Genomic DNA, 16,553 nt, shown 5'->3' on the forward strand with positions numbered 1-16,553 from the left:
TTATCGCATAGCGGCGACTTGGTCGATGAACTGGCGGACATCGACGGAGAGGCCGTCGCTTTGGTGGGAGAGGTCGCCGGCGGCGCGGGTGATCTCGCTGACCGCATGGGTGGACTCGCTCACGCCATCGGCGACGTTGGCAATACTGTCGGCGACGACATGGACGCCATCGACGGCGCGGTGAATATTGCCGGCAATTTCGCCAACGACGCCGCGTTGTTCGTCGATGGTAGCGTGGATCGACTGGGCGGCGCCACTGATATCGCGGATGGTGGAGGCAATGCCCTGGATGGCGCGGACCGCTTCATCGGTGGCGGAGCGCATGCCCTCGATCTGGCTCACGATTTCGTCGGTGGCGCGGGCCGTCTGGTTAGCAAGGTTTTTCACTTCGCCGGCCACCACGGCAAAGCCCTTGCCCGCTTCGCCGGCGCGCGCGGCCTCGATGGTGGCGTTGAGAGCGAGAAGATTGGTCTGGTTGGCGATATTGTTGATGAGTCCGACAACCTCGCCGATGCGGGCCGAGGCCTCCGAGAGCGTGGTGATGGTGCGCTCCGCATCGCGGGCCGTGTGGACAGCAGCATTAGCGACGTCGGAGGTGTGAGCCACCTGATTCGCCACCTCGTTGATGGAGGCCGAGAACTCCTCGGTCGCAGCGGCCACGCTCGAAACGTTGGAAGACGCATCACGGGCCGCGCCAGCAACGCGCGAGGACTGGCGGTCGGTTTCGCTGGCCACGGCGGAGAGGCTTTCCGCTGAGGCCTGGAGTTGCTGGGCGGCGGCCGAGACCGTTTGCACCACATCCATGATCCGCGCCCCCACCCGCGCGGCGCTTTCTTTAAAGCCCGAGGTTTTCTGGTCCATGGCTTCCAGCCCCCGATTCACGGTATCGGAATAGAGGCCGAAGTCGCCCACCATGCCCCGGCGGAGGATCTTGCGGAAGTAGTCGCCCCGGCTCGCATATTCGAGGGCGGCACCGGCCTCCCGGGCGAAGGCCTCGGTCACATCGAGCAGGTGGTTGATATTATGCTGCATCCGCCCGATGCGGCCTGGATCACGAATGTTAAGGATGCGGGTCCCCAACTGCCCCCGGGCGGCGGCCTGCGCCGAATCTGCCGCCTTGTCGATTTCCTTCATGAGGGTCACGAGGAAAAGCAAGGTCAGACCCGCCGAAAGTGAGGCAACCCCGGCCGCTGCAGCGCCCCCCCAATCGCCCCCGAGCACACTAAGGACGACGGCCGCGAGGGCCGCGACCAGGGTGAGCCCCCCGGCCCCGGCGAGCTTAGAGACCGTGGATGTATTCATCATAGGTCAACCCCTTGCGATCGAGCATCGCGTTGATAATCCCCACACTGGCGGCGGCGCCCTCTTTGGAGGAGGCGTGACGGCGTTCTTCGGCTCGCATCTGCGCGTACAGGTCCTTGATGACAGGCAGGATATGCTTGTCCGGGACCCGGCGGTTTGAATGGTAGCCGACGATCCGGCGATCTCGGTCAAAGTTCGGCGTCACGTGGGCGAGAACCCAGTAATGATCCCCATTTTTTGCCATGTTACAGACATAGGCAAATATTTCGTTACCAGACTGGATTCTATTCCACATCAGGCGAAAGACCCCCGCGGGCATATCGGGATGTCGAATGATGTTATGAGGCTTACCCAAGACCTCTTCTTCTGAATAATCCGCAATAGTTAAAAATATCTTGTTGGCGTAGGTGATAATGCCTTTGGGATCTGTCTTTGAGACAATCACATCATCTTCGGAAAAATAGCGTTCGACATTGGTTGGTCTAACGGTTGACCTAGACATCCTGCTTCCACTCCACCACTCCAGCACTCCACCGTTCACAGTCTCGGGAAAACGTCCGGATCGTCTGGAGTCTCACCGGAGGGACCCAAAGGCCCTCCTTTCCCCTGGTCGTCATCTCAATCAAAACGAGCAGAAGGAGACGAGGCCTCTCCCAAAAAAGATGATGCCGGGAGCCCCGTAGGAACAAGGGAAGGCCTCACATATTTCCGCCCCCCTTCCTCTCCCCCTCCTCGCTCTCGCCCCCCGAACGCGAGGCCGGATCATACCGCATCGCGCTTGCCGTTCAACAACGACCCCATCCTTGGGAGGAGGATGGACGAGGTTTCGAGACGCAAGTCCCCCCAAGGGATGATAAAGACTGGTCCCTCCCTTTGTGCGGCGCAAAGGCTCGTTGAAGGAGTATTACCCGTCTTAATCTCTTAGGAAACGTTTTTTTAGGGTGACTCGCCCAGAGCGTCCACAGCCCTCAGGAGTTGATGCAAGGCGGGGTCACTCACGTTGAGGTCCTCGAGATGAGCAACGCAAGACGCCAGATAATCGCGGGCGGCTCCCTGAGTGCCCCGACCGTGCCGAACAAGGCGAGCCGCCTCCCCCAGGGCAAGGCCGCCGCGAAACTGGGGGTGGGCGGGATCGGCGACGTAGCACAGGGCCTCAACGCTCCGCCCGTCGTTCAGGGCCACGGGCAAGAGGCGTTCGTGGTAGACGCCCGTGATTAATTCCCGCTCACGCACCTTGGCCACAATGGCGGGCCGCAAGGCGGGAGTAAGGCGAAAGGCCCGGCCATGGCAGGTGCCGCCGGGTTCCAGGCCAAGGACAAGTCCCGGGCTTTGCGGAGTGCCCCGATACTGGGTCGAAAGAATGCAAGCAGAGCGATGATAGCCCTGCAACAAGGCCGGGCACGTTTCCTCAAAAGGGAAATCAGGGCGCCACATGAGGGAACCATAGCCAAAAACCCAACTGACCTGACTGGGGTCAATGTTATCTTTGTCCGTGCTTGTGATCATTCCATGGTATCCTGCTGGGGCAATCGGGAACAAGGGTGGAGGCAGGAGATCACGCCATGGCGACACGGAACAAGGGAAAGTCGCAGCCTCCCCCTGCTGGCCGCGCCCAGGCTGGAGGCGGGCGCCGGGACATCAAGGCCGAGGCCGAGCGCAATCCCCAGGGCCGGCCCCTGTCGGGACGCGATCCTCGTTTTCACTCACCGGACAGCCTGGAGCGCCCCGCCCCGGCCCCAGCGCCACGCCGACGCTACCGCTGGCTGCTCACGGCCGTGCCCGCGGTGATGGCCTTGTTGATGGTCACCTATATCGGGTTCTGGATTTATACGGCGGTGATGGCTCGCCGAGGCTTCGAGACCTGGGTGGCAGATCGCCGAGCCGAGGGCTACCAAGTTTCGTTCAGCGAACTGGCGGTTGAGGGCTTTCCCCTGCGGGTTAAAGTCCGGTTGGAGACCCCAAGCCTTACGGCCCCGGAGGCGCTGGGTGGGTGGTCGTGGTCGTCGCCCCGTGCCCAGGCCGAGATTTTTCCCCTGACCCCCTCCACCTTCACCCTGGACGCTCGGGGACCCCATGCCCTGCGCCTGCCCTTTGGCGGAACCCTGGTGCCGGTCGGCATCGGAGCGGCACAGATGACCGCCCAGATGGCTCTGGATGGTGCCGGACGCCTTGAACGCACCGAAATCACCGGCAAGGATCTGCGCATTGATGGCTTGGCCCCGGAGAGCCTGCGGATCGGCACATTCAGTTTGCGCACCCTGAACGGGGCCCTCTATGGCGACTCCCCCAAGGATGAGGTGACGGGGAGCTTGATGCTGGCGGCCACCGACATCACGCCCCCTTCGGGGCTGCGCTTGGGCCTTGCTCCCAAGATCGAGCGGGTTGGCCTTGATTTGCGGGCTTTTGGCAAACTTCCTCCCGGTCGCTGGGCCGACGCCCTGCCAGCGTGGCGGGATAACCGGGGCGGCGTTCGGGTTGATGGCTTGGCCCTGGACTGGAAGCCCTTCACCCTTCGGGCCTCGGGCTCTTTCAGCCTCGACAAGAGCCTTCAGCCCGAGGGCAGCCTGTCGGCGCAGACCGATGGTCTCTTTCCCCTGATCGAAGGCTTGGCCCGGCAGGGGTGGGTGGGGGATGCGGAGGCCGGTGTGGCCCGCTTACTGATTGCCGGGTTTGCCCGGGGCTCGACCACCTTCAACCTGCCCGTGAGTGTTCGGGGAGGCCGCCTCTTCCTTGGCACCGCCCCGCTAGCCCGAGTTCCCGCCCTGCCCTGGGGCAAAGGCGAGAAGGATCCCAACCGCATCGCCCCGGGCTTCGAGATCAACCGCGACGGCAAGCCGGTACGCCCAAACCAGCCAACCGAGGAAGACGAGCAGTAGAACTGGCGCTGGACGAGAGAAAAGGCTGGGGAGGCACGGCCTTCCCCCCCTTCTTCCTTGGCGTGAGATGTCATAAAGTTTTCCCGTGCGTCAGGCGGCTTCAGGGGGCATGGTTTTTGTCCCCTCTCCGGTTTTTTCGGGGAGCGGTTCGACACGGTGAGCGATCATGTCCCCCCTTTCCCACGTTTTTTCCCCATCCGCTTCTGGTCCCGATACCCTGGCAGATCTGGCCCGCCGCCTGCGGGCCCTACAGTGTGAAGACCCCGACTTGGTGCTGATGAGCCATGATCTGGCACGGGCCCTGGAGGACCATATCGCCCGGGCCCCTGTGCCCGGCCGCACCCGCTTGTCCCTGGTGGCGTGCCAACGATAAATGTACACAATCCGTACAAACCGCAGAAAATGTACCCCCCTGTAACATCTCCGAGGGCCAAAGCCCCGAAATTGTACATTTTCTTGTGGCCCCGCGCTTGCAATGACCCGACCTGAACGGCTCGCCCCCGGGCCCCCTTTCATGGCCGGACGCTGCGCATGACCCCCGATACCCCGCTGAACACCGACTTCGATGTCAAAGATTTTGTTGACGAATTTACGCATTGTTTTACAGGAGAATGTCGTGTCAGCATTCTTCCTATTCTTGCGCAAATCAATAAGGTCATTACCGACAGCGCCGATCTGGCCACGTTGGTGGCCATCACCCTTGATGTCATGCGCCAACGCCTGCGCATGGCCCGCGGGATCATGATGCTTTATGATCGGTCCTCGGAGACCATTTTTATCCACGAAAGCTTTGGCCTAACTGAAGAGGAAAAAGGGCGCGGAATCTACGCGCCAGGGGAGGGAATCACAGGAAGAGTGGTTGAAACCGGCAAGGCAATCATCGTGCCGCGCCTGGGGGAGAGCACCGATTTCCTGGACCGCACCCGATCTCACACCGACAAGCGCCTGTCCAATTGCGCCTTTTTTTGCGTCCCCATTGTCCACGCCCAAAAAGTTCTGGGAACAATCTGCGCCGAGCGGGTTTACATGAACCAGCGCCTGATGCGTCAGGACGCGGAAATCCTGGGCATGCTCGCCTCGCTGATCGCGCCGGCGGTTGAGCTTTATCTGATTGAAAATGTCGATAAGGTCCGCCTGGAGAACGAAAATCGCCGCCTCAAAAACGCCCTGCGCCAGCGCTTCAAGCCCTCCAACATCATCGGCAACGCCAAGCCGATGCAAGACGTCTACGACCTGATCCAAAAGGTGGCGGCCACCAAGGCCACGGTGCTGATCCTGGGCGAAAGCGGGGTGGGCAAGGAGTTGGTGGCAAACGCCATCCACTACAACAGCCCCAGTGCCGAGGGCCCCTTCATCAAGGCCAACTGCGCCGCCCTGCCCGAAAGCCTCGCCGAAAGCGAGCTGTTTGGTCACGAAAAGGGATCGTTCACCGGGGCCCTTGGCCTGCACAAGGGCTATTTTGAGCAAGCTGACGGCGGCACCATCTTCCTCGATGAGGTGGGCGAACTGAGCCTGACCATGCAAGCCAAACTCCTTCGCGTTCTTCAAGAAAAAGTGTTCGAGCGCGTGGGCGGCAGCCGGCCGGTCAAGATCGACGTACGCATCATCGCCGCTACCAACCGCGACCTGGGCGAGATGGTACAAAACGGAACGTTCCGCGAAGACCTGTTTTACCGCCTCAATGTCTTCCCCCTAACCATTCCCGCCCTGCGGGACCGGGGGACGGATGTCATCACCCTCGCCGATCACTTCGTCACGGTGTTTGCCACCGAGAACAACAAGAGCGTCAAGCGGATCTCCACCCCGGCTCTCAACATGCTCATGAGTTATCACTGGCCCGGCAACGTCCGCGAGCTGGAAAACGTGATGGAGCGGGCGGTGATCTTAAGCGAGGGCGAGGTCATTCACGCCTATGACCTGCCCCCCTCCCTCCAGACCCCGCGCGAAAGCGGCACCGTGCTGGGCGGCACCCTGGAGGCCCGGATGCGGGCGTTGGAATACGAGATGATCGTTGAGGCGCTCAAGAACACCAATGGCAATGTGGGCGAGGCAGCGCGGGAGTTGGGACTGTCGCGTCGGATGCTGGGGGTCCGGATGGAAAAGTACACTCTGAATTACAAAACGTTTCGCATGGCGGGATTGCAGCGCAAGGCGTGAGACAGACAAAAAGGGAAGGCTGGGGAGGCTGGCCGAGCCTCCCCAGACCCCTCGTGTCGTTAAGGCCCGGTGCGCGCTTGGCGACCCAGGCTGCGAATCCCCGACAGGAAGACATCAATTTCTCGGTGCAAGGCTTGGGCCTCGCGGGCCACAGCTTCGGACGCGCCGAGAACTTGGGACCCGGCTTCCCCGGTTCGGGTAGCGGCGTCGCTGACCCGCGTCACGGTCAATGAGACCTCACGGGTTCCGCTGGCGGCTTCTTGCGCGTTTCGGCTGATCTCGGCGGTGGTGGCGCTTTGCTCCTCAATCGCCGAGGCAATGGTCGTGGCGATGTCACTCAACCTGGAAATGGTGCCGCCCACCGCCCCGATGGCCTCGACCGTGCGGCTTGTTGCGCCCTCGACGGCGGCGATATGGCCGGAGATCTCGCCGGTAGCCCGTGCCGTCTGAGTGGCCAGCGCCTTGACTTCGTGGGCGACGACGGCAAAGCCCTTGCCCACGTCGCCGGCCCGTGCCGCCTCGATGGTGGCATTGAGGGCCAGCAGGTTGGTCTGGGCGGCGATATCCTGAATCAGGGCCACCACCTCGCCAATCCGCCCCACGGCCTCGGCCAAGCCCTCGACGGTGGCGGTGGTTTCACCGGCCCGATGCGAGGCCTCGCTCACAATCTGGCTCGACATCGCCATGATCCGACTGATCTCGTGGATCGACGCCGCCATCTGCTCCGCCGCCGCGGCAACGGTCTGCACGTTGGCCGAGGTCTGCTCGGCTGCCGCCGCTGAAGCCCCCGATTGGGCCTGGGTTTGCTCGGCAATGCCGGCCATGCTTTGAGCCGTCTGCTTCATGTCGGAGGCGGCGACGTTCACAATCCCCAAAATGTCGCTGATCCGCTCGCCAAAGCCGCTCACGAGGCGCTCCACCTCGCGGGCCCGGTGCTCGCGGGCGGTGCGCTCGGCGACCTGAAGGGCTTCGAGCCGTTCGCGCTCGACGGCGTTTTCCTTGAAGGTCACCAAGGCATCGGCCAGGGCCCCCACCTCGTCTCCCCGCCCGGCAAACGGGACCGGCCCGGTCAGATCGCCCTCGGCCACGCGACGGGTGGCGGCTGCCAAGTGATGCAAGGGAGAGGAAACGCGCTGGCGCACCACCCAGATCCCCCCGACACTCAAGAGCAAGGCGACCAGCAGTTCAGCCCCCCCAAAAGCCACCTCGACTTCGCTCTCGCTGACCCAGGCGTCGGCTTGGGCGCCCAGCACCTGGAGAATGGCCGTGCCCATGCCGTCCATGGCCTCCCCGGCCTGATCGCCCAGCTTATTCATTTCGGCAGACGGCAGGGGCAAGGGGCGACCGGCTTCCAGCGCCTCAAGGCTCGTCAGGATGGCCGGAATATAGGTTTGGAAGAAAACCTGCTCGACCCGGGCCGCCGCCGCCTGTAAGGGGACCGGGGCACCGGGAGCCGCCAAACGCTCGCGCAACAAGGTCCAGGCACTGTCCAGTTGGCCCAGGGCCGTGCGCAGGTGAGCCGCTGCCTCCCCTCCCCCCTTGCCCTCGGCCATCAGGGCATCAAAGCTCACGCGCGCCGCGCCATAGGCTCCACGCGCCGCAAGGGCGATATCCTGGAAGGCGACAATCGCCTCGTAGCGCGAATCTTGCGCCCGCAAGGCCTCAAGAAAGCCCTTGCCCAGCCGAACCAGCACCGTGGCCGCATTCAGGGTTTCCTTGCTCCAGGTGGCACTCAGCTCGGCAGGCCGAGCGCCCAGCTCCTGCGCCAAGGCCGCATCTACGGGGCGGCGCAGATCGGCAACCCGATCCAAGGCGGCCCTCACCTCCGACGCCCCCAGGCCGGGGGCACACGTCAAGGCTTGACAGAACGCCTCCACATTCTGGGACACGTTGCTTGTTCCAGCCCGCAAGGCCAGCACCGGGGCCAAGACATCCGGCGACGGAGGCTGGGGGGCACGCAGCAGACGCAAGGTATGGCCCCGCTCGTTGCGCAGGGCCTGCATGGCCTTGAGAACATCGATCGATGCTCGGACCCGTTGGCGCGCTTCGGTGTTGGCGAGCAAACGACCGACATCCTTGCCAACATCGCGAAGGATAAGTCCCCCCAGGAACAGGGAAAAGCTGACCAATACCAGGGTCAAAAGAAGCGAAAGGCTCAGTTTTTTGTTGTTCACGATGGGACCTCCTGAGCGAGGAAGCCCCTCGCACCCTCGCTCTCCCGGACATACCGCTACCATCCAAACCGGATGTATTTACACCATAACAAAACCGTCACTCGAAGAGACAGCCCAACAAATGGGGGACTCCCCAAAAAGGCGATTTTCCCCGAGATTATTCTCCTTTTTTAGGCACCCTCCCACCTTCTTACCCCGCTGCCCTTCTCGTCGTTTTTAAAGGGCCTCTCCAAATCGGTACAAAAGGCCATCCTCTCAACGGAGGCACTCCCTTATCGCTTATATCATTTAGTATAAAGTGACGAGCACGCCACAGCCTCCCTACGAAGGCTGACAAAATGCGTTCTCACCTTGACGCACAACAGACCGCCAAGGTACTGTTATCACCAATTTATAGTAAGGTTCCTTCATCTTCAACGACATTCAGACCTGGAACATTCTCATGGGAGGCCCGTTGTCTTTTCATCCTTTGGCGAGCCAGCACAGTTTCAAAAAATCCCCACACTCCCGTTGGGGACGGAAAAACCCATGATCTTCGAATCGAATTCTTTTGATTTGATTACCGCCCTGTCTTCATCCGCCTCCAGCGATGATGTTTTGCGTTTCACCACAGAAATTCTATCGGCTCAGTATGGTTTTTGTGGAGCCTCTCTGATCCTCGCCCCTTATGCAAACAGCAAACGGCAGGTTATTAGTACCAGCCCTTCAGACCGGGGCGCGCCCTGGTATTCGCTGGCGGACACAGACCCGCAGGAAACCCTGAGTTGGCGCGCTATGAATACCAAGACCCTTCACCTGCTGAGGTGGGACAAGGATGTAGCGATCCGCCATAGTAAGGATCCGCGTTGGAGGGCTTTTTACGAAGCCCTGGAAGGCCTGGGCTTCCGGCGTAACTTATCAGTGCCGATCTGGCACCCCGACCGGCGCCAGCAGATCATCGTGAATTTTTTCTCCGACCTTTCCCCCTCGGCCCACGCCGAGGTCGCCCGCCACCACGCAAACGCGCTCTTGGGGATTGCCACGGCCATGGCCGTTCGAGTGAGCGCTCACGAGGCTCACCCCCGCCCCCTGGCGTGCCCATTGACCAAACGCGAGGTCGAGTGCCTGCTATGGCTGGCGTCGGGTCTGCGCAGCAAGGAAATCGCCCACCGACTTGGCATCAGTGAATGGACGGTCCACTATCACTTGGGCAACAGCCGCACCAAACTGGGCGCAACGACCAACGAACAAGCCCTGTGCCTCGCGCTCCAAAAAGGCTTGATCTCCCCTTAAAAAAGATACGGGAAGGCTGGGGAGGCTTGCCTCCCCAGACCCCTCCATTCCGGGCGCTTCATTTCGAGCTTAGGGGCCAATCAAACGAGGGGTCTGGGGAGGCGAGCCTCCCCAGCCTTGCCTTCCCCGATCTAATAGAGAGACCGTCGAGCTGCCACCAAATAGGCCCCTCCCAAAACCAAATACTCCCGCTCACTATTAAAGACGGGCTCTCGAATCAACCCGGGAAAATACAGTAGCTTGCACGTGGGAATATCAACTTCCAGAACCCAGTCGCCAAACTCATCGGCCCGCTCGCGCGACGAGGTAAAAGAAATCACGTTGTTGAGGCGTAACACGCACCAGGGATCACGCAGCGTTCCTTCAAGCAACTGCTGCTCGCAATCGTTCGACCCGCGCCACAGGGTCACCCGGCGCGGCCCCGGATGCGCGAAACGACGCAAGCACCACTGGGCGTATTCGTATAAAAGATCGAGCTGAAAATTGATGCCGCTCGCGTGATAGCATCGGCTGGCCTTTTCCTCGAAATAAACGGCCCAGGCCTCGGACGGGAAGCCTCCCAGGGTTTCCTTATGATAGGTGGGGACCAACCCAAACCGGCTCTCGACCCACCCCTTGAGCACCGCGCCGTGCGGCGAACTGGAGTCCACGCCCCAGCCGCGCAGGAGGTCTAGGTAGGTCCGGCGCCAAGACGGCCCGTTTTGCCCTTCAAAAATAGGGCCAAACTGCACGGTCATATAATGATCAAAGATTTCCGCCGCCTCCTCCTGAGATCCCGCCTCGTCGAGAACCCGGAACAGACCGGGGTGGGTCTCGCGGGTGCCGTGTAAGGTCAGGGCGGGGGCACGGGCGTTGAACAAGGGACTGGCCAGCAGCCAGGAGGGCACGCCAACGCTGTTGGTGGAATACCAGCGGTCGGGATCGTCATCGGTCACGCGGATCCTCTCGGCGAAAGAGAAGGCTGGGGAGGCGCGGCCTCCCCAGACCCCTCGCTTCCTGGGCGCTCCATCCACAAGGGAAGGTGGGGTCTGGGGAGGTCGCGCTTCCCCAGCCTTCTCTTTTTCCACGTCCCTTTCAAGAGACCGGTATCAAGGCCCGGACGTCCCGGCACAGCCGCAACACCCGCACAGCATCCTCGGGCCCCGGCGTGGTGGTGCACGCCTCGTCGAGAGAACACAAGCCAAACGCCCCATCCAGCGCACGGATTTCCTCGGCCAAGGCGGCGGGCAGATCCATAACCTCCTCAACGGTCTCCAGAAGGTCGGTATAGGTGTGATTGAGAGGCATGCGACCATGAAAGGCGCACAGAGCAACTAAGGTGTGTTCCAGGGCCACCGAGCCGACGTTAAAGACCAAACTAGGCCGTTGTCCCTGGGTGATGAACTGCTCGGCCCGGGCCTGATAGCCGCGGGCGGCTTCGTCGAGCCGATCAAAGACCTTGCGATCTTGGGGAGTGGGGGTCATGAGCGCGAACACCCTCCTTGGGCAGCAGCGGGAACGGGCACCACGCGCGCGCACAGAAAAGCCCCCTCGGGCTGCACGTCGGCTTGAAGATCAAGACGTGCGAGGGTGCTGTCGAACCAGCGCGGCAGATGCTCGCAGACAATGTCGAGACGTTCAAAAGCGCGAGCCTCCAGGAGCGGAGCCAGAAGATCGCGGGAATTGCGCCGGGTGTCAGCGGCCAACAGGGCAGCAAGATCGACACGCAGATGGCCGGGCGCCACCACCTCGGGATCGGGCGCCGGGTCGGGTTGGCCCGACGCCTCGGGAGCCCGGCCGCGCCCGCCACAGCCGCAGCCACTGGCCTCGACCCGAGGTGTCTCTTGGATCTTGCGCCCCACGTTGTCGAGTTGCTCGGCGAGCGCCCCCTCGGACCGCCACAGGCGCACGCCCATGTCGTCTTGCAAGATCACGCAGCCAATGCCCCGCACCTCCCGAAGCAAAACCTCCCGACAGTCCTCCAGCCGGGACCACACGGTGTGCAAGGCGAGCTTGAGAGCGGCCAACCCCTCGTCAGCTCGCAAATCAAGAAGAATTTCCCGACGCAAAACCCAGGTATCACCGCTTTGCTGATAAAGCCGCACCGCCTGCCCCTTGAAGAGGGCCGCCGGCTCGCCGTCTCGATCCACACAAACCGCGATTTTCATGAGCCGCTCCTCCCTGGCTATCGCCCAAAACGTCCCGAGGGGCCTGGGGAGGCCGCGCCTCCCCAGCCTTTTTCTTCCCAACTTCCGGGGAACTGCTCACCACATATTGAGGACCCACTCCTTGTTGTTCTTGTATTCCATGTCGGTGAACAGCGTATTGGCCATCTGCTCGGCCAGCCAAGTCGCCCCGGCATACCCCATCACCGGATAGCGGTAGAGACCAGCACGGTCGTAGGTCGGGAAACCAACGCGCAGCATAGGCACCTTGTTGTCGATGGCGACAAAGCGGCCCTTGGAATGCCCCAGGATCAAATCCACCTCCAACCCGTCCTTGAGCCGGCTTTCCAACTCGAAGAGGTCGGCGTTGGTGATGATCTCCATGTCGTGGGCGACGTTTTCCTGCAAGGCCTTGATGCGCGGGTCCTTTTCATACTCGGCGTTTTCGTCGCCCAGCAGCAGAAGGACCGGCTTCATCTCGAGATCCAGGCAGAACTCGGCCAGCCCCAGCACCAGATCGGGGTTGCCATAGATCGCCACGCGCTTGTCGGCCAGGAACATGTGGGCCAAATCGGTGATGGCGTCGATGGCAATGCCGCGTTCGCGAACCAGGGACTCGGGGATCGGGTGCCCGGTCATGGTCTTGAGGTTTTGCAAGAAAGTATCGGTGTTACGGATCCCGATCGGCGAGGGCCCGATCACCGCCGGCACGTCCCAACGCTTTTGCAGCCACTTCGCGGCCAGACCGCCTTCGTAGCGGTTGAGGGCGATGGTTCCCTGGGCGTCGGCGGTGGCCTCCAGGTCGGCGATGGTGGTGTTGCCGTGGGAGACGGCGCTGCCATCGGGCATCAGGGGCGAATCAAAGCCCTCGATCTCGAAGAGCACGTTGGCCTCGACCTTCATCTCGGCCAAAAGATGCTTGATCTCCTTGACGTCGCCCGGGTTCACCCAGCCGGTGATCAGGTTGATCTTGAGGCTGGGCTTGGTCTTCTTGGAGAAGTGCTTGACGAAGTCGCGTACCGCCACATCATACCCGGACACCATGGAGCCAACGAAGCTCGGGGTGTGGATGGGAATGAGATGAACCTCGCGGTCCGGGTACTTCACATCCAGCAGTTCTTCTTGCAACTTGGTGATCACGCCGTCCACATCGTCGCCGATGACTTCGGTCGAGCAAGTGGTGATGATCGGCACGACCTTAACGTGAGGGTAGCGCATGAGGAGAACGTCCACCGCCTCCTCGACCCGGTTCAAGGCGCCGAACACCGCACCGTCCTCGTGCACCGAGGAGGAGGCGATTTCGAAGCTCTCCTTGTAGTGCTGCGAGATCAACAGACGCACGAACATCACGCAGCCCTGGCCGCCGTGAACGATGCCGATGCAATCCTTAATGCCAATGGAGGCCACCTGAGCGCCGGCCGGCTGGCAGGTAAAAATCGGGTTGATCGTCCCGACGCGGTCTTTGAGCTTTACTTCACACGTCATGATAGGGCGACTCCCGCTTAGTAGTTTTTGTCGGTCAGTTCTTCGTTGAGCGATCCGGTGATGGTCAGGTGGTCGAGCCGGGCGTGGACCGCCGCCATGAGGGCGCGGATCTCATCCTTACTCAGGGTGTTGATCCAAGGGAAACGCTCGCGATAGGCCTCGGCCAAAACCACGGCATCGACCCAGTAGCACTTTTCCTTGGGGTCCTCGATATCACACGGCTCCTCACACAAGATCTGCGTGGTCATGCCGAGAACACCCTTGTTCTGGCGCTCGCGATCCCAATTACGCGAGTGAAACTGCCAGAGGCACTTCTTCATAATATAGTCGATCAGCTGCTCGACCCGGTCCTTGGTCATGTCGGTCATGGTCAGGGGCTTCCTCTGGGTCTGGCGACTTACTGGGCGGCCGACTGGCGGCGCGGGAATTCGGGATGGATCCGGGCCCGAAGGTCGGGCACGATGTCGTACTTGCCGGTGTAGGGCTGGAGGTCGGTCCGGCCGCGCACGGCGTCGTCGAGGCTGGCGTCCGAGATCAGGGTCGGGGTCAGGAAGCCGCGATCGGTCGCGATCGGGTCCTTGCTGATATCGATCTTGGAAAGCTGGTGAATTGGCGAGTAAATCGCGTTATAGATGTCGCGAGCGAAGCGCACCCAGCCCTCGTAGCCCTTCCACGGACCGTTGTGGTAGGCGTGGGCGTTGAGGTAGGGCACGCCCACCTTTTTCGCGACCTCGCCCGGGCGCTTGCCGGTGAAGATGATGTCGGGCTTGAGCTTTTCCAGCGCCTCCAGGCCTTCCAGCTCGTTGGGATCGTCAATGGCCAGCGCGCCTTCGGAGCAGCGGGCGATGCCCTTTTCCATGTCGCCCTGGTGGCCGAACTTGGTATAGACCGAGACGACTTTCAGCCCCATTTCTTCTTCAATCACATTGGCCCAGTGCCAGAGCTTGGACCCGCCCGGCCACAGGCAGACCTTCTTGCCCTGGAGACGCTCTTTGTACCAGTCGAGGTGGGGCTTCCACTTCTTCGTTTCTTCCTCGATGATCGCCTGGGCGCGGTCTTCAATCCCGAAGAACAGACCGACCTTGCGCAACGAGGCCGACAGCGGCTCGAAGCCGAAGCCGTCGATGTCGAGACGGGGGATGCCGTAGCGCACCCGCAGTTCGTTACAGATGTATTCGGCCGAGCGGGCGCATTCGAGCACGTTCAGATGGGCGCGGTGCATCGAACGCAGGTCGTCGTAGGAGCCATTGCCGGTAAAGGTCGAAAGGACCTGGATGCCCATGCGCTTGAAGAAGTCTTGCATGACCTCCTGGTCGCCCTGGATATTGTACTCGCCCACGTAGTTGATCACGTAATCGCTGGTGATCTCGGGCTCGACCGTGCCGACCTTCTGATTGATCCAGGCGATATTGATCTTGTGGTGGCCGCCCGACTGGCTGGGGCCGGCAAAGCCCGGGGAGTTGCAGACAAAAATATCCACATCGGGCAGTTCTTCCATCACTTCTTCGGCGATGGCATTGATGTCGTCGCCGATCAGCGCGGTGGCGCAGGTTTGGTAGATGGTCATGCGCTTGATGTCGGGACAGGCCTTAAAGGCCTCAATGATGTTCTGCTTGAGCAGCTTCTCGGCCCCGAACACGATATGCTTCTCGCGCACGTCGGTGGCAAAGGTATACTTGAGCTGGAAGTTGCCGTTGTCCGAGATGTAGCGCTTGGTCTGCCAAGTGTCGTAGGTGCAGCCGATGGGACCGTGGCTGATGTGGATCACGTCCTTCATCGGGGTGCCGATCACGTGCTTGGCGCCGCAGTAGGCGCAGCCGCGCTCCGAGATCGAGCCGGGAATGGTGTTGAGGTATCCCAGCGGCAAACAGGACGTCAGGTCCTCGCCTTCCACCTTGGTGACGGCGTGCTTCTTGCGCTCCGGGATGCAGGTGCTGCACTCAAACTCATGGTATGGCATGATCCGCCCTTCCTTGTGCCGGCCTATCGAATTTTTTGCTTGAAGGGGGGTGTCTTCGCGCGCCTCCCAGGACGTCCCCTACGGGCCGGACCCTTCCCTCCCCCAAGGGAAGACCCCGCGCGAAGACACGTGGCGCTCGACTTCAGTCCGCGATGCCGTACTTGACGACCATCTTCTCCAGCTCGTCCATGGTGAGCGGCTTGGGAATGACGAAGTCGGTATTGTCCATGATGGCCTGAGCCAGTTGCTTGTATTCCATGGCCTGATTGGCCGCCGGATCATATTCCGTCACGGTCTTCTTGTTGAATTCGGCCTTTTGCACGATGTTGTCGCGCGGCACGAAGTGGATCATCTTGGTGCCAATGGCGGCGGTGAATTCCTGGAGGAACTCGTACTCACCATCGACCTTGCGGCTGTTACAGATCACGCCGCCCAGACGCACGCCGCTTTGCTTGGCGTACTTGACCAGACCCTTGCAGATGTTGTTGGCGGCATAGATGGCCATCATTTCGCCGGAGGCCACCACGTACACTTCCTGCGCCTTGCCATCGCGGATCGGCATGGCGAACCCGCCGCACACCACGTCGCCCAAAACGTCGAAGAAAATGAAGTCCAGGTCATCGGTATACGCTTCGTTGGCTTCCATCAGGTCGATGGCGGTGATCACGCCGCGGCCAGCGCAGCCCACGCCGGGCTCGGGACCGCCCGATTCCACGCAGCGAATGTCACGAAAGCCGGTCTTGACCACCTTGTCCAAGGTCACCTTTTCGGCGCCAACTTGGCGCAAGGTGTCCATCACCGTCTCCTGGGGCAGACCGCCCAGGATCAGGCGGGTGGAGTCCGCCTTGGGGTCGCAGCCATGAATAAAGACGTTCTTATCATGGTAATAGGCAAGGGCAGCGGCGGTATTCTGCGTCGTGGTGGACTTGCCGATCCCGCCTTTTCCGTAAATGGCAACCTTGCGCGTCATGATGAGGGGCTCCTTTGGCCGGGTTTTTACTGGACGACATCCCCGCGTCGTCTCCACGCCCTCTTAATAGCAAGGCCCGTGCCAAAGACTTTTAGAGCAGTCCCGCGAAGCGCTTATCGCCTGAAACCCCAGAAATCCGCCGTTTTCGCCGGGGCCCCCTTGCGTTGCGCCGTGGAATTATTACATGAGCTTTTTCCCCTCCCGGTAAACCAA

The 16,553-nt window shown here is 61.5% G+C and carries 15 protein-coding genes; 4 read left to right on the forward strand and 11 right to left on the reverse strand.

The annotated features are described in order from the left end of the window. From RSPPHO_RS02680 to RSPPHO_RS02690, 3 genes are all read right to left on the reverse strand, one after another. Window positions 1-1,305 (reverse strand): methyl-accepting chemotaxis protein, encoded by a 1,305-nt coding sequence (locus RSPPHO_RS02680; protein WP_014413746.1) that lies wholly within the window; start codon window positions 1,303-1,305, stop codon window positions 1-3. After that, window positions 1,280-1,804 carry a PAS domain-containing protein gene (locus RSPPHO_RS02685; protein ID WP_041793874.1) on the reverse strand — a complete coding sequence of 175 codons (525 nt, stop codon included), beginning with the start codon at window positions 1,802-1,804 and terminating at the stop codon, window positions 1,280-1,282. The genes RSPPHO_RS02680 and RSPPHO_RS02685 overlap by 26 nt, the downstream gene beginning before the upstream one ends. Before the next feature lie 434 nt (window positions 1,805-2,238). Beyond that, window positions 2,239-2,808, reverse strand: coding sequence for a gamma-glutamylcyclotransferase (locus RSPPHO_RS02690; RefSeq protein ID WP_051013589.1), 570 nt, complete (start codon window positions 2,806-2,808; stop codon window positions 2,239-2,241). 56 nt (window positions 2,809-2,864) lie between these two features. Between RSPPHO_RS02690 and RSPPHO_RS02695 the strand changes: the two genes are divergently transcribed. The 3 genes from RSPPHO_RS02695 (at window position 2,865) to RSPPHO_RS02705 (ending at window position 6,335) form a co-directional block, all read left to right on the forward strand. Further along, complete coding sequence (locus tag RSPPHO_RS02695) at window positions 2,865-4,178, forward strand: DUF2125 domain-containing protein (RefSeq protein ID WP_051013590.1); 1,314 nt, start codon at window positions 2,865-2,867, stop codon at window positions 4,176-4,178. 166 nt (window positions 4,179-4,344) lie between these two features. Then, the gene (locus tag RSPPHO_RS02700) at window positions 4,345-4,551 is read left to right on the forward strand and encodes a hypothetical protein (protein ID WP_041793876.1); all 207 of its coding nucleotides are present in this window, start codon (window positions 4,345-4,347) and stop codon (window positions 4,549-4,551) included. Between the two features lie 158 nt (window positions 4,552-4,709). After that, on the forward strand, window positions 4,710-6,335 hold the full coding sequence (locus tag RSPPHO_RS02705; protein ID WP_014413748.1) for a sigma-54 interaction domain-containing protein: 1,626 nt from the start codon (window positions 4,710-4,712) through the stop codon (window positions 6,333-6,335). Window positions 6,336-6,394: 59 nt separating this feature from the next. On the opposite strand, the gene RSPPHO_RS17435 is transcribed toward RSPPHO_RS02705, so the two are convergent. After that, on the reverse strand, window positions 6,395-8,509 hold the full coding sequence (locus tag RSPPHO_RS17435; protein ID WP_051013591.1) for a methyl-accepting chemotaxis protein: 2,115 nt from the start codon (window positions 8,507-8,509) through the stop codon (window positions 6,395-6,397). Window positions 8,510-9,037: 528 nt separating this feature from the next. Between RSPPHO_RS17435 and RSPPHO_RS17440 the strand changes: the two genes are divergently transcribed. Continuing rightward, window positions 9,038-9,781 carry a helix-turn-helix transcriptional regulator gene (locus RSPPHO_RS17440; protein ID WP_051013592.1) on the forward strand — a complete coding sequence of 248 codons (744 nt, stop codon included), beginning with the start codon at window positions 9,038-9,040 and terminating at the stop codon, window positions 9,779-9,781. A gap of 131 nt (window positions 9,782-9,912) precedes the next feature. Here the strand turns inward: RSPPHO_RS17440 and RSPPHO_RS02720 are convergent, their stop codons facing one another. The 7 genes from RSPPHO_RS02720 to nifH all read right to left on the reverse strand — a co-directional run bounded on the left by RSPPHO_RS02720 (window position 9,913) and on the right by nifH (window position 16,340). After that, on the reverse strand, window positions 9,913-10,716 hold the full coding sequence (locus RSPPHO_RS02720; protein WP_242390558.1) for an NAD(+)--dinitrogen-reductase ADP-D-ribosyltransferase: 804 nt from the start codon (window positions 10,714-10,716) through the stop codon (window positions 9,913-9,915). Between the two features lie 139 nt (window positions 10,717-10,855). Further along, window positions 10,856-11,245 (reverse strand): hypothetical protein, encoded by a 390-nt coding sequence (locus RSPPHO_RS02725; protein ID WP_041793878.1) that lies wholly within the window; start codon window positions 11,243-11,245, stop codon window positions 10,856-10,858. Further along, window positions 11,242-11,928 carry a Fe-only nitrogenase accessory protein AnfO gene (gene anfO / locus RSPPHO_RS02730; RefSeq protein WP_051013593.1) on the reverse strand — a complete coding sequence of 229 codons (687 nt, stop codon included), beginning with the start codon at window positions 11,926-11,928 and terminating at the stop codon, window positions 11,242-11,244. Before anfO ends, RSPPHO_RS02725 begins: the two co-directional genes overlap by 4 nt. Window positions 11,929-12,024: 96 nt before the next feature. Continuing rightward, window positions 12,025-13,410 (reverse strand): Fe-only nitrogenase subunit beta, encoded by a 1,386-nt coding sequence (gene anfK / locus RSPPHO_RS02735; protein ID WP_014413753.1) that lies wholly within the window; start codon window positions 13,408-13,410, stop codon window positions 12,025-12,027. 17 nt (window positions 13,411-13,427) lie between these two features. After that, window positions 13,428-13,778 carry a Fe-only nitrogenase subunit delta gene (gene anfG / locus RSPPHO_RS02740; protein ID WP_014413754.1) on the reverse strand — a complete coding sequence of 117 codons (351 nt, stop codon included), beginning with the start codon at window positions 13,776-13,778 and terminating at the stop codon, window positions 13,428-13,430. 29 nt (window positions 13,779-13,807) lie between these two features. Then, window positions 13,808-15,370: a nitrogenase iron-iron protein, alpha chain gene (gene anfD / locus RSPPHO_RS02745; protein ID WP_014413755.1), complete on the reverse strand. Its 1,563-nt coding sequence runs from the start codon at window positions 15,368-15,370 to the stop codon at window positions 13,808-13,810. Window positions 15,371-15,512: 142 nt separating this feature from the next. Continuing rightward, window positions 15,513-16,340 (reverse strand): nitrogenase iron protein, encoded by an 828-nt coding sequence (nifH, locus tag RSPPHO_RS02750; RefSeq protein ID WP_041793880.1) that lies wholly within the window; start codon window positions 16,338-16,340, stop codon window positions 15,513-15,515. Window positions 16,341-16,553 lie beyond the last annotated feature (213 nt).

The sequence above is a fragment of the Pararhodospirillum photometricum DSM 122 genome (assembly GCF_000284415.1).
GTDB classification, from domain to species: domain Bacteria; phylum Pseudomonadota; class Alphaproteobacteria; order Rhodospirillales; family Rhodospirillaceae; genus Pararhodospirillum; species Pararhodospirillum photometricum.